This window comes from Paraburkholderia sp. 40 (genome assembly GCF_050434105.1).
Taxonomy (GTDB): Bacteria; Pseudomonadota; Gammaproteobacteria; order Burkholderiales; family Burkholderiaceae; genus Paraburkholderia; species Paraburkholderia tuberum.
Map to the genome: position 1 here is coordinate 2,063,306 of NZ_JBNPVY010000004.1, position 12,818 is coordinate 2,076,123.

The 12,818-nt window shown below is 66.3% G+C and carries 10 protein-coding genes and 1 pseudogene; 6 read left to right on the forward strand and 5 right to left on the reverse strand.

Annotated features, from left to right (window positions below; translation table 11 throughout):
• Positions 1–254: 254 nt before the first annotated feature.
• Genes OKW28_RS31270 through OKW28_RS31285 form a run of 4 tightly spaced genes read right to left on the reverse strand, consistent with a single transcriptional unit; the run spans position 255 to position 4,736 of the window.
• Complete coding sequence (locus OKW28_RS31270; RefSeq protein ID WP_429451298.1) at positions 255–1,898, reverse strand: GMC family oxidoreductase; 1,644 nt, start codon at positions 1,896–1,898, stop codon at positions 255–257.
• Positions 1,888–2,553: a gluconate 2-dehydrogenase subunit 3 family protein gene (locus OKW28_RS31275; RefSeq protein WP_429451300.1), complete on the reverse strand. Its 666-nt coding sequence runs from the start codon at positions 2,551–2,553 to the stop codon at positions 1,888–1,890. The genes OKW28_RS31270 and OKW28_RS31275 overlap by 11 nt, the downstream gene beginning before the upstream one ends.
• Entirely contained in the window at positions 2,550–3,563 is a 1,014-nt protein-coding gene (locus OKW28_RS31280; RefSeq protein ID WP_429451302.1) for a hypothetical protein, read from the reverse strand. The genes OKW28_RS31275 and OKW28_RS31280 overlap by 4 nt, the downstream gene beginning before the upstream one ends.
• A gap of 51 nt (positions 3,564–3,614) precedes the next feature.
• Positions 3,615–4,736: an enolase C-terminal domain-like protein gene (locus OKW28_RS31285; protein WP_429451304.1), complete on the reverse strand. Its 1,122-nt coding sequence runs from the start codon at positions 4,734–4,736 to the stop codon at positions 3,615–3,617.
• 328 nt (positions 4,737–5,064) lie between these two features.
• Between OKW28_RS31285 and ribBA the strand changes: the two genes are divergently transcribed.
• The 4 genes from ribBA to OKW28_RS31305 all read left to right on the forward strand — a co-directional run bounded on the left by ribBA (position 5,065) and on the right by OKW28_RS31305 (position 8,546).
• Complete coding sequence (gene ribBA / locus OKW28_RS31290; protein ID WP_184053257.1) at positions 5,065–6,198, forward strand: bifunctional 3,4-dihydroxy-2-butanone-4-phosphate synthase/GTP cyclohydrolase II; 1,134 nt, start codon at positions 5,065–5,067, stop codon at positions 6,196–6,198.
• Positions 6,199–6,246: 48 nt separating this feature from the next.
• Entirely contained in the window at positions 6,247–6,759 is a 513-nt protein-coding gene (gene ribH, locus OKW28_RS31295) for a 6,7-dimethyl-8-ribityllumazine synthase (RefSeq protein ID WP_013090228.1), read from the forward strand.
• Entirely contained in the window at positions 6,756–7,190 is a 435-nt protein-coding gene (gene nusB / locus OKW28_RS31300; protein WP_090801489.1) for a transcription antitermination factor NusB, read from the forward strand. The genes ribH and nusB overlap by 4 nt, the downstream gene beginning before the upstream one ends.
• 159 nt (positions 7,191–7,349) lie before the next feature.
• The gene (locus tag OKW28_RS31305) at positions 7,350–8,546 is read left to right on the forward strand and encodes a pyridoxal phosphate-dependent aminotransferase (RefSeq protein WP_184058097.1); all 1,197 of its coding nucleotides are present in this window, start codon (positions 7,350–7,352) and stop codon (positions 8,544–8,546) included.
• 95 nt (positions 8,547–8,641) lie between these two features.
• Here OKW28_RS31305 and OKW28_RS31310 read toward each other — a convergent pair whose 3' ends face one another.
• A complete protein-coding gene (locus tag OKW28_RS31310) occupies positions 8,642–9,856 on the reverse strand; it encodes a transglycosylase SLT domain-containing protein (RefSeq protein WP_429451307.1) in 1,215 nt (404 codons plus the stop codon).
• A gap of 616 nt (positions 9,857–10,472) precedes the next feature.
• Here OKW28_RS31310 and OKW28_RS31315 point away from each other — a divergent pair.
• Positions 10,473–12,047, forward strand: a complete 1,575-nt coding sequence (locus OKW28_RS31315; protein ID WP_429451308.1) for a UbiD family decarboxylase — start codon at positions 10,473–10,475, stop codon at positions 12,045–12,047.
• A gap of 46 nt (positions 12,048–12,093) precedes the next feature.
• Positions 12,094–12,769: pseudogene (locus OKW28_RS31320) on the forward strand (LysE family translocator).
• Positions 12,770–12,818 lie beyond the last annotated feature (49 nt).

The following is a 12,818-nucleotide window of genomic DNA, read 5'->3' on the forward strand; positions in this document are numbered from 1 at the left end:
GTTTGGCCCGTCCAATACTTTTCCTGTCCTTTTTCATACCTGCAGGGTATGGTGAGGTCAGCAAGCCCGGCCTTTCTATGAATTTTGCATTGCACCATGCAGGTGGGGCATCGAAAAAGAGGCCGTTTTTGCGCCTGAAACATGACTTGGGTCAATGTTCGATGCATGCAGAGCATGTTGTGTAACCATCCGGATCGCGCAGTGAGTACTCCATCGTTTCGGACTGCGGTTCATGCGCGCGGGCAACACTCCCCCTACAACTCGCCGCGCGCGGCTAGCGCGGCGATGCGCTCGGCGGTGCGACACGCGATCGCCTGAATCGTCAGCGACGGATTCACGCCGCCGACGGTCGGAAACACCGAGCCGTCGCACACCCACAGGTTGCGGATGTCCCAACTGCGGCAGTCCGCGTCGACGACGCTCGTCGACGGATCGTCACCCATGCGCGCGGTGCCGTTCAGGTGGCAGGTGTCGTCGGTCTCGCGCCAGATCTCCTTGCCGCCGGCGGCCGCGAGCGCCTGCTCCATGAAGTCGAGCGAATGCGCGATGAGTCGCTTGTCGTTGTCGCACCATGAATAGGTGACGCGCGCGATCGGCAGCCCGTACTGGTCCTTCTCGTCGGCAAGCGTCACGCGGTTGCGCTGCTGCGGCAGCATCTCGCCGACGATCTTCAGCCCCGCCTGGTGGTTGTACTTGAGCATCTCCGCGCCGAGCGCGTCGCCCCACAAGCCGCGGCCATTCTGCACCGCGACCCATCCGTTCGGCAGCGGCCCCTGGCTCATGTAGCAGTAGCCGCCGAAAAAATCTTTGCCCTTGTCTTCGTAGTTCCAGTGCTCGGTGAGCGCGAGCGACGGCGGCCCCTTGTACCAGCGGATGTCTTCATCGAAGGTGCCGTAGACGGCTTGATTCGACTGCGCCATCAGGTATTTGCCCACGAGTCCCGAACTGTTCGCGAGTCCGTCGGGAAAGCGGCTGTTGGCCGACATCAGCAACAGGCGCGGCGTTTCGATCGCGTAGCCGGCCACCACCACGTGATTCGCGCGCTGGAATCGCCAGCGTCCTTCGCGCAGATATTCGACGCCGGTGGCGAGCCCCGCGTCGTTGGTGACGACGCGGCCGACCATCGCCAGATCGCGTACCTCGGCGCCGGCTCGCAGCGCACGCGGGATCCACGTGACGAGCGCGCTTTGCTTCGCGTTGGTCGCCCAGCCGGACACGCAAAAGCCGCGGTACACGCACGGATGCGCGCGGCCACGGGGCGCGGAGAGGGTCGCGAGCGGCGTCGGGCTCCAGCCGATGCCGAGCGCCTCGGCGCCGCGCGCGAGCACCAGCGCCGCCGCGTTCAGCTCATGCGCGCGATACGGATAGCGCGGCCGCTGCGGCCCCCACGGATAGTTCACCGGTCCGGAGATTTTCAGCGCGTCCTCGACCTCGCCGTAGTAGTGCCACATCTCGCGCCAGTCGAGCGGCCAGTCGGCGCCATAGCCGAGCACGCTGCGCGACTTGAACCACTCGGGCCGAAAACGCAGCGACACCATCGCGAAATGGACCGTGCTGCCGCCCACCGCCTTGCCGCTGTTGTTGTTGCCGAGCTTCAGCGGATTGTCGCCGTCGCAGATGCGCTCGTCGGTCCAGAACAGTTTTTCCTGATGCGCTTCGTCAGACGCGAACTCTTCGAGCGGACGCCACCACGCGCCGGCATCGAACGCGACGACCTTGAAGCCTTTTTCCGCAAGCCGGCACGCAAGCGTGCCACCGCCGGCGCCGGTGCCGACGATCGCGAAATCGACTTCCTCGCCGTCAGCGTACGCGCGCATCGGCACCCAGCCGCCGCGCTGGAACACATCGGGTGCGCGGCCGTCCTTGCCGCGCGGCCGTTGCTGCGCGTCATCGGACACGGCGGTTCTCCTTCGCGGCCTGCTCATGGGTGTCGGGCGTCGCTTCGACCGCCTCCCACGGATCGCGGCGATTCAAGTACATGCGCACATAGCCGCGCGGATTCGCCGGGCCGCCGAAGCCGATCTCGCTCCACGCGTGCGGGTGCGAGTAGTAGAGGCCGCAGATGTCGTGCAGCACGCGCTCGCCGAAGAACAGCTTCGACGGCATGCCGCGCCACGCGGGGTTCGTCAGTTCGCCGCGCTGCATCTCGCCGAGCAGCGCGATCTGCGTGTCCTCCGCGAGGCTCGCGAACGGCAGGCCGCCGCGCTCGCGGCACTCGGCATCGAGCGCGGCGAGGCCGATGCGCCAGGCGTCGCGCATCGGCGGCAAACGGGCGTCGCGGTAGCCGTCGTTGCCATTGCCGGCGAGCCGCGCGTCGAGCAGCGCGGCGAGCGGCACCACCGGTTGCGCATTCGCTTGCGGCACGATGCGGGCGCACAGCGACGTGACCGCGAGCCATTCGACCGCGTTGAAAAAGCGCGGCTCAAGCGGTGTCGCGAGGCGCTCGGCGATCACCGCGCGGGTGTGCGCGTCCCACGACGGCGTCGTGCGTTTGTCGAGCACGTCGTAGCCGGGATAGCGGGTGGTTCGGGTCGAGCGTGGTCGGTTCGTCATTTTTCAGTCTCCCGCAGACGCAGTGCGGCGAGCCCGGCGAGCGCCAGCGCGGAAAAGCTCGGCGGCGCGGGCAGCGGCGGCCCGTCGAACAGATTCTGGCTCCAGTTGCGCCAGCCGCCCTGGCGACGCGCGATCCCGCGCGCGTGAAAACCCGCGCCGACAAAGCCGAGCACGGTCGTGATGCGTAACCAGAGCCGCGTGTACCAACGCTCGCGCGGAGCGGACAGCGCGGCATGCGCGAGCAGCGCGGCGGTGATGGGCGGAATGCTGACCGGCGCGTACATCGCGCGATGCTGAAACGCGCCACGAAAATGCAGCAGCGCGGCCTCCCCCACCGTGCCGACGAGACCCGCCGCGACCAGCAGACCGAGCGCCTGACCGGCCGGCATGCCGAGCAGTTGCGGGTCGTCCGCGGGCTCGTCGCGCAAGCGTTCGGCGACCGCACCGAGCGCGCCTGACAGCAGCAACGCGCTCGGCGCGCCGAGCGGTGCCGCGTGAAACAGGTTGTTCCAACTCCAGCCGCCCGGCCGGTTCATCACGTTGTGGAAATGGAAGCCCGTGCCGGCGATGGCCGTCGCCGCCGCGGTCAGATAGATCGCATGGCGCGCGCGATGCGTCTGGCCGCGACGATCCGCGCCACCATGCAGGCCCGCGGCGAGCGACAGACTCGCGCTGACGAGTGGCGTGAACATCGCGGGGTTGTCGAACGAGCCGCGGTAATGCTCCATCGCGCTGTCGGCGAGCACCGACAGCGCGAGCAGCGCGGAGCTGTGGTTGAAGGTGCGGGCCGCTTCGACGTGTGCCTCCACCTTGGCGGTGGGTTCGCTCGCGTGCACGCGCGCCGGCGCGCGCTGATGGCTGCGGGCGGCACACGTCGGGAACGTCACGGATGCCCGACGCTCATGGTGTTGCGGGCCGCTCTCACGCCGTTCGCGGTGCGACTCAGGTCTTCCCGCGCCGCGCGCGGCCAACGCCGCGACGGCCGTCACGGCCGCCGCCGTGTACAGCAATCCGGTAAGCGCGAAGAGCCCATCGATATCGGTTCCTTGTCGTGGCCTGCTTTATTTGATGAGGTAACGCTCGGCGTCACCATGCTTGAACTCGAGCCCGCAACCGGGCCGCGACAGATCCGGCTCCATCTGGCCGTCGCGCAAACGCGGCGCACCGTCGAACAGCATGGCTTCGATCCGGACGTGGTCATGGAACCACTCCTGATGGCGCAAGCGCGGCGCCGCGCACGCGACGTGCAGATGCAACGCCGGTGCGCAATGCGCGGACAGCGGCACGTGATACGCGTCGCACAGCGCGGCGGCCTGCAGAAAACCGGTGATGCCGCCGCAACGGCTCGCGTCGGCCTGCAGCACGTCGACGGCCCCCGCCGCGAGCAGGTGGCGGAAGTCGTCGAGCGTGTAGCCGTATTCGCCGGCGGCGATCTCCATGCCGGCCGGCACGCGCTCGCGTACGCCGCGCAGGCCCGCTTCGTCGTCCGAAGACACGGGCTCCTCGAACCAGCTCACCTGGTGCTCGGCGAAACGTTGCGCGTAGTACAGCGCCCGTTGCGGCGTGAACGCGCCGTTCGCGTCGACGAACAGGCCCGCGCCGCCGATCGCCGCGCGCGCCGCCGCGACGCGCGCCGGGTCCTTGTCCGGCTCGCTGCCGATTTTCATCTTTACCCACCGGCAGCCGTCCTGCGCGACCCAGCCGGCGAACTGCTGCTGCAAGCGCTGGTTCGTATACGTGGTGAAGCCGCCGCTGCCGTAAGCCGGCACGGCCGGGCGCAACGCGCCGAGCAGCCTGACGAGCGGCACGCCGAGCAGCTTCGCCTTCAGGTCCCACAGCGCGCAGTCGATTGCCGAAATGGCTGTCGCGGCCAGTCCCGCGCGGCCGAGATTGCGCACCTGGCGTTGCAACCGTTGCCAATGCGCGCCGACGTCCAATCCGTCGTGATTCAGCACGCAGGCGGCGAGCGCGCCCTGGATCAGCGCGACGATGCAAGCATCGCTGTACGTGTAGCCGATGCCGGTGTCGCCGCCCGCGTCGATCTCGACGACGACCAGCGTGGTCGCGTCCCACGCGAACGTGCCGTCGGCCTCCGGCGCGTCGGTCGGAATGCGGTACGCGCTCGCGCGCAGCGCGCTCACGGGCGCTTGCGACGAGCCCCCGCTCGTGGCGCCGCGCTTCATCGACGCGCTCCTTGCGCGCACGCGTTACGCCCTTCATTGATGCAACAGCCGACGGTTCCCGACATTCCGGTCTCCGGGTGGTAGTGAGACGAAACTGCCTGCTGCGCCGCAAGTACCGTTCCGCACTATTGCCATCCGTAAAGCGGGCCGCGCTGGAGCATACTTCGCGTTGCCGCCAACGCCAGTCGCGCGCTCGCCCACCGTTTCGACGAGCATGGCAACCCCGCCCGGCTCGTCACAGTCGGCCAAACGGCCTATGTCGTCTGGCGGAGGCGACTTGGGCCCGCGCGTGGCGTAAAATACGCGCTTTCCCGAAAAACTCGCCAACATGACGCTCGCCTCCACCCAAGAGATCATTGCCGAACTGAAAGCCGGCCGGATGGTGATCCTCGTCGACGAAGAAGACCGCGAGAACGAGGGCGACCTCGTGATCGCCGCCGAGTTTGTCACTCCGGAAGCGATCAATTTCATGGCTCGCTACGGCCGCGGCCTGATCTGCCTGACGCTGACCCAGGATCGCTGCAAGCAGCTGAACCTGCCGCTGATGACCTACCGCAACGGCACGCAGTACGGCACCGCGTTCACGGTCAGCATCGAAGCGGCCGAAGGCGTGACGACCGGCATCTCGGCAGCCGACCGGGCCCGCACGATCGCGGCCGCGGTCGCGCCGGACGCGAAAGCCGAGCACATCGTGCAGCCGGGTCATATCTTCCCGATCATGGCCCAGCCGGGCGGCGTGCTGGTGCGCGCCGGCCATACCGAGGCCGGCTGCGACTTCACGAGGCTCGCGGGCCTCACGCCTGCCGCGGTGATCTGCGAAGTGATCAAGGACGACGGCACGATGGCGCGTCTGCCGGACCTGCTCGAGTTCGGCAAGGAGCACGGCCTGAAGACCGGCACGATCGCCGATCTGATTCACTATCGCAGCCGCACCGAGTCGATCGTCGAGCGTGTTTGCGAACGTACGATGCAAACCGCGCACGGCGCGTTCCGCGCGGTCATGTATCTCGATCAGCCGAGCGGCCAGCCGCACATCGCGCTAGTGCGCGGCACGCCGATGCCCGATCGCGACACGCCGGTGCGCGTGCACGAGCCGCTGTCGGTGCTGGATCTGCTCGAAGTCGGCGAATCCACCCATTCGTGGACGCTGGACGCGGCCATCCAGGAAATCGCAGAACGCGATCTCGGCGTGGTCGTACTGCTGAACTGCGGCGACTCGAAAGACCATCTGATCGACGTCTTCAAGGCGTTCGACTCGAAGGAAAAAGCGGACGCGCTGAAGCGCCGGCCGGTCGACTTCAAGACCTACGGCATCGGCGCGCAGATTCTGCGCGAACTCGGCGTCGGCAAGATGCAGGTGCTGTCGAACCCACGCAAGCTCGGCAGCATGTCGGGTTATGGTCTCGAAGTCACGGGCTTCATTCCGATGCCCGGCAGCAAAACGCAAGCCCCACAACTCTGATCCGGCCACTCACGCGCCTCGCGCCCACTCAAACACTACGGAATTCATATGGAAATCGGACAATACCAACCGAATCTCGACGGCGACGGACTGCGCATCGGCATCGTCCAGGCGCGCTTTAACGAACCCGTCTGTAACGGCCTCGCCGACTCCTGCATCGAAGAACTCGAACGCCTCGGCGTGACCGGCGAAGACGTGCTGCTCGTCACGGTGCCGGGCGCGCTGGAAATCCCGCTCGCGCTGCAAAAGCTCGCCGAAAGCGCGCAATTCGACGCGCTGATCGCGCTCGGCGCGGTGATCCGCGGCGAGACCTACCACTTCGAGCTGGTTTCGAACGAAAGCGGCGCGGGCATCACGCGCATCGGCCTCGACTTCGGCATTCCGGTCGCGAACGCGGTGCTTACCACCGAGAACGACGAGCAAGCCGTCGCGCGCATGACCGAGAAGGGTCGCGACGCCGCGCGCGTGGCTGTCGAAATGGCGAACCTCGCGGTCGCGCTCGAGCAGCTCGGCGGCGATGACGACGAAGATGAAGACGAAGATGACGAGGAAGAGGCATGAAGAGCGCACGCCGACGCTCCCGCGAACTGGCTACGCAGGGGCTTTACCAGTGGCTGCTGTCGGGCTCGCCCGGCGGTGAGATCGACGCGCAACTGCGCGGCGCGCAAGGTTACGACAAGGCCGATCACGAGCACCTGGACGCGATCCTGCATGGCGTGATGCGCGATTCCGAAGCACTTTCCGCCGCGATCGCGCCGTGCCTCGACCGTCCGATCGATCAACTGTCGCCGGTCGAACGCGCGGTGCTGCTGGTCGCCGCGTTCGAACTGAAGAATCACGTCGACATTCCGTATCGCGTGGTCATCAACGAAGCAGTCGAGCTGACCAAGACGTTCGGCGGCTCGGACGGCTACAAGTACGTGAACGGCGTGCTCGACAAGCTCTCGGCGCAACTGCGCGCCACCGAGACGCAGGCGGCTCGCAAGAGCTGAGCGCGGCGCCGGTGGGGCCATGCCGCGCATCGGCTCCCTGCCACGTCGCACTGCACAGGGCGAAGCACCTCGATCGCCCGCAAGGACGGCGCTGCGCGCATCGATGAACGCATCATTTGATGGGTAGGCGCCGTTCTGCTTCTGAACTGGACTGACCGTATGAACTCCGTGACCGAACCTCTCGTGCGGCTTGCCGCGCGCGTCGATGCCATCCAGCCTTTCTATGTGATGGAACTGGCCAAGGAGGCCGTGCTGCTCGAACGCGCGGGGCGCGACATCATTCACATGGGCATCGGCGAGCCGGATTTCACGGCGCCCGAGCCGGTCATCGAGGCGGCCGCGAGCGCGCTGCGCCGCGGCGTCACGCAGTACACCAGCGCGCTCGGCGTGCACGCGCTGCGCGATGCGATTTCCGCGCATTACGCCGAGTTCTACGGCATCGACGTCGATCCGGCGCGGATCGTGGTGACCGCGGGTGCATCGGCCGCGCTCTTGCTGGCGTGCGCGGCGCTCGTCGATCGCGACGACGAAGTATTGATGCCCGACCCGTGCTATCCGTGCAACCGCCATTTCGTGATCGCCGCCGAAGGCAAGCCGGTGATGGTGCCGAGCGGGCCGGCCGAGCGCTTCCAGCTGACCGCCGCCGACGTCGAACGCCTGTGGGGCGAGCGCACCCGCGGCGTGCTGCTCGCGTCCCCGTCGAATCCGACCGGCACGTCGATCGAGCCGGCCGAACTCGAGCGCATCGTCAAGGCCGTGCGCGCGCGCGGCGGCTTCACGATCGTCGACGAGATCTACCAGGGCCTCAGCTACGACGCCAAGCCGGTGTCGGCGCTGTCGTTCGGCGACGACGTGGTCACCGTCAACAGCTTCTCGAAGTACTTCAACATGACCGGCTGGCGCCTCGGCTGGCTCGTCGTGCCGCCCGCGATGGTCAGCGCGTTCGAAAAGCTCGCGCAGAATCTGTTCATCTGCGCGTCGGCGCTCGCGCAGCACGCGGCGCTCGCCTGTTTCGAGCCGGAGACAATCGCGATCTACGAAGCGCGGCGCCTCGAATTCAAGCGACGCCGCGACTTCATCGCGCCGGCGCTCGAATCGCTCGGCTTCTCCGTGCCAGTGATGCCGGACGGCGCGTTCTACGTGTACGCAGACTGCCGTGGCGTCGCGCATCCGGCGGCCGGCGACAGCGCGGCGCTCACGAAGGCGATGCTGCACGATGCCGGGGTCGTGCTGGTGCCGGGCATGGACTTCGGCACGCACGCGCCGAAGGACTACATCCGGCTGTCGTATGCGACCGCGTATCCAAAGCTCGAAGAGGCGGTCGAGCGGCTGGCAAAGCTGTTCGGGCGGCATTGACGCAACGGGATTGATTCGGCAGCAACCGGCCTGCCAGACGCAAAAAAGGACACCCGAGGGTGTCCTTGTTTTCATGCGGCACGGCAACGTCTAACTCAAGCCCCCAGCTCCGAGGCCGACGCCACGTGGCGCGTCGTCGAATTGGCGCTCGCGTCGTCCTGATCGGCCGGCTGCGTGTGCTCCGCCGACGTCGCCGGGCTCAGCGCGTGACCGCCTTGCAGCGTCACCTGAACGCGCTTGCCGTTGCCACCGCTCGTCGCCGCGACTGGCGCCGGCGTGGCCGACGCGGTCAGCACCGGAGCCTGCGGCGCATTGATCGGCACCTTACGGCCGCGAGCGACGTCGCGCAGACGACCGCGCTCGGCCATCACCTTCGCGCCGTAGCCGCCGTCATCCGGCGTGGTCGAGCCGACGTACAGACGCAGGCCGCCCGGCAGCGAGCCGCCACGCGCGATGCAATCCTTCAGCACGAGCGCGCCGACCTTGATGTTCGCGAGCGGTTCGAGCGCCGCGCTTTGGCCGCCGAAATACTGGAATTTGTCCGAATGCACCTTCGACATCACCTGCATAAGGCCCTGCGCGCCCACGCCGCTCTCGGCGTACGGATTGAAGCCCGATTCGATCGCCATCACTGACAGCAGCAGCAGCGGATCGAGGCCGACTTCGCGGCCGGTGTCGAACGCGGCTTTTACGAGCTCGCCGACGGGCTCCTGAGCGACGCGATAACGCCGCGCGAGGTACGACGCGACCAGGTCCTGCTCGTGGCTCGACACGAGCACGCGGTCATCGCGTGCATCGGCGGACACGCGCTGCTGCGGAATCAGACGTGCGAGCGCGCTGACGCCCTGCATCGTGCGTGGATCGAGGCCGTTGAGCGCGGCGGCGCTCGCGCCCGACGTGCCGGCGCCGTCGAACGCGCCGTCGAAGCTGGTGGTGGCCGCGGTGAGGGTCATGCTGCCGTCGTTCGAGCCATCGGTGGGACTCGGCGTGGTCAGCGTGTTCGGTGAATTGGCCGACAGCGATTCGTCGGAGGATGCGTCGGCGTTTCTGGTCGGTCCGATGGCGGGCAGCGGATTGCCTTGCAGCAGGCGGGCGGGGCCCGCTTGCACGGCGGCGGAAATGACCGGCATCAGACGCGCGGCGAGCGCGCCGCGCCAGGTCGGCATCAGCCACAGTGCGAGAGCCAGCACCACGGCGATCCCGCCGACAATGCTGAACAGGTGATGACTCAGTCGCGTCCCGCTGCGCAGCGCACCGCGCACAACCTGCGCAATACGCTCATCGGGACGCCACGATAACCAGGCGTTCATTCAGATCTCCCATCTTGCATGATCCGCGAACTCCGCCGGGACAAATCAGGCGGTACAGTGCGCTCGCAGAGTCAAGACATCGCGTGCTCTCTGGTTGGGCAGCAGCGACGTCGGGAAAACGGCAACAAATACCGTTTGGGGAGCCATCTCAAAAACAGCCCACACATACTCGATGTGTATCGGGCTTGGCTCCCACGCGAAAAACCAGCGTTGGTGGACGCTGGTGAGGGACTTCAACAATGCCGTTCTACCCCGCAAGGAAGCAAAACGGTGACGCGTTGCGTCTGAGGACCGGGGGCGACGGTAAAAAGGTTAACGCCCTGCAACCAATGTGGACGGATTCTATGCACGGTTTTATAGATCGTCAACACTATAGAATCCAAGAATTATAACTATTTGTAATTATGAACAGTGTTCAGTCACCCGAGAACCGCGCTCAATGCGCGTTTCGGGCGATCCGACCCTGGCTGTTTGGACTACACGATTTGGTTGATCTACGTGCGGTGGCTAACGCAGGTAAAATCGACAATCATTTTTTGCGTCAGATAGGTACCAACGCCGTTCCTCCTGCCCTCCCCGTCCTATGCGCCGTGCATGCGGCCCTGAACCGTCACAGATGAAATACAAGGACTTACGCGATTTCATCGGCCGCCTCGAGGCGATCGGTGAATTGCGCCGAATTTCGCAAAAAGTGTCGCCGAATCTCGAAATGACCGAACTTTGCGACCGTGTGCTCCGCGCGGGCGGCCCGGCTCTGTTGTTCGAGAACACCGAGCGGCACGCGTTCCCGGTGCTCGGCAATCTGTTCGGCACGCCGCGCCGCGTCGCGCTTGGCATGGGCATCGATGCCGAAGCGGGCGCGGGCGACCAGGCGGCGCTCGAATCGCTGCGCGATGTCGGTCGGCTACTCTCCGCGTTGAAGGAACCCGAGCCGCCGAAAGGGCTCAAGGACGCCGGCAAGCTGCTGTCGCTAGCGAAGGCCGTGTGGGACATGGCGCCGAAGACGGTCAACGCACCGCCCTGCCAGGAAATCGTCTGGGAAGGCAATGACGTCGACCTTGCCAAATTGCCCATTCAGACCTGCTGGCCCGGCGATGCCGGGCCGTTGATCACCTGGGGTCTGACCGTCACGAAAGGGCCGAACAAGAGTCGACAAAACCTGGGTATCTATCGCCAGCAACTGATCGGGCGTAACAAGCTGATCATGCGCTGGCTGGCGCATCGCGGCGGCGCGCTCGATTTTCGTGAGTTCGCGCTGAAAAATCCCGGCAAGCCGTATCCGGTGGCCGTCGTGCTCGGTGCGGACCCGGCGACGATTCTCGGCGCGGTCACGCCGGTACCCGACACGCTGTCCGAATACCAGTTCGCCGGCCTGCTGCGCGGCGGGCGCACCGAGCTCGCGAAATGCGTCACACCGGGCGTCGACGGTCTGCAGGTCCCCGCGCGCGCCGAGATCGTGCTCGAGGGCTTCATCTATCCGCAGGAAGGCGCACCCTCGCCCGCCCCGGCCGGCGCTCCGCCGCGTCCGTCGAAGGGTGCGTCGGCCACGTATGAACACGCGCTCGAAGGCCCGTATGGCGATCACACCGGCTACTACAACGAACAGGAGTGGTTCCCGGTCTTCACGGTCGAGCGCATCACGATGCGCCGCGACGCGATCTATCACTCCACCTACACCGGCAGACCGCCCGACGAGCCGGCGGTGCTCGGCGTCGCGCTGAACGAAGTGTTCGTACCGCTGCTGCAGAAGCAGTTCACCGAGATCACGGACTTCTATCTGCCGCCCGAAGGCTGCAGTTACCGCATGGCGATCGTGCAAATGAAGAAGAGCTACCCCGGCCACGCGAAACGCGTGATGTTCGGCGTGTGGAGCTTCCTGCGGCAGTTCATGTATACGAAGTTCATCGTCGTCGTCGATGAGGACGTCAATATCCGGGACTGGAAGGAAGTGATCTGGGCGATCACCACGCGAGTGGACCCGACGCGCGACACGGTGCTCGTCGACCGCACGCCGATCGACTATCTCGATTTCGCGTCGCCGGTAGCCGGCCTCGGCTCGAAGATGGGGCTCGACGCAACCAACAAGTGGCCGGGCGAAACCGACCGCGAATGGGGCCGCCCGATCATGATGGACGACGCGGTCAAACAGCGTATCGATAGCTTGTGGAACGAGTTGGGCCTCGGCCTGTAACGCGCGCGGGACAACACAATCAATAACGGATGGAGCGCTCGCGCGGATGCACGCTTTTTCAATGATGTCGGACGGCTTTTTTCTGTCCTTGTCGCTGTGCCTCGATATCGGTCTCGTCAACGTCGCGGTCATTTCGCTGACGCTGTCGCACGGCTTTCGGCCGGGCTTCTGGCTCGGCCTCGGCTCGTGCGTCGGCGATCTCATTTACGCGACGCTCGCGCTCGCGGGCATGGCCGCGCTGCTGCAGTTCGAATCGGTGCGCTGGGTCGTATGGATCGGCGGCGCGGCGATCCTCCTGTTTCTCACCTGGAAAATGGCGCGTGAAGCGATGTTCCCGGCCACGGCGCAAGCTGTTGCCGGCGAAGGCGACGCGGCTGCGCCGCATCAGTCTGCATGGCGCGGGTTTCTGCGCGGCGTGCTGCTCGCGGTGTCGTCGCCGTCGGCGATCCTGTGGTTCGCGGCGGTCGGCGGCGCGCTGATCGCGAAGGCCGGCGCAACGAGCCCGACAACCGCGCTGATCTTCCTCGGCGGATTCTTTCTGGGCGGCCTGTGCTGGACGCTTTTCATCTGCGGGCTCGGCAGCCAGGGACGCAAGCGCGCGGGCGCCGGTCTGCTGCGCGCGTGTCACGTTCTGTCGGCGCTGCTGTTCGCCTTCATACAGCGTGATCGTCAACGGGTATCGGGATCTGATCGTGCAGAGCACCGCGCAAGTGGCAAGCTGAAGCGGCTCGCGAACAAAAAAACGGCTCGCATCGGCGAGCCGTTTTTCTT

Bases quoted from the DNA above. Each gene is read 5' to 3' on its own strand.
- nusB (WP_090801489.1), top strand. From the start codon at position 6,756: ATGAAGAGCGCACGCCGACGCTCCCGCGAACTGGCTACGCAGGGGCTT.
- OKW28_RS31285 (WP_429451304.1), bottom strand. From the start codon at position 4,736: ATGAAGCGCGGCGCCACGAGCGGGGGCTCGTCGCAAGCGCCCGTGAGC.
- OKW28_RS31305 (WP_184058097.1), top strand. From the start codon at position 7,350: ATGAACTCCGTGACCGAACCTCTCGTGCGGCTTGCCGCGCGCGTCGAT.
- OKW28_RS31275 (WP_429451300.1), bottom strand. From the start codon at position 2,553: ATGACGAACCGACCACGCTCGACCCGAACCACCCGCTATCCCGGCTAC.
- OKW28_RS31310 (WP_429451307.1), bottom strand. From the start codon at position 9,856: ATGAACGCCTGGTTATCGTGGCGTCCCGATGAGCGTATTGCGCAGGTT.
- OKW28_RS31315 (WP_429451308.1), top strand. From the start codon at position 10,473: ATGAAATACAAGGACTTACGCGATTTCATCGGCCGCCTCGAGGCGATC.
- ribH (WP_013090228.1), top strand. From the start codon at position 6,247: ATGGAAATCGGACAATACCAACCGAATCTCGACGGCGACGGACTGCGC.
- ribBA (WP_184053257.1), top strand. From the start codon at position 5,065: ATGACGCTCGCCTCCACCCAAGAGATCATTGCCGAACTGAAAGCCGGC.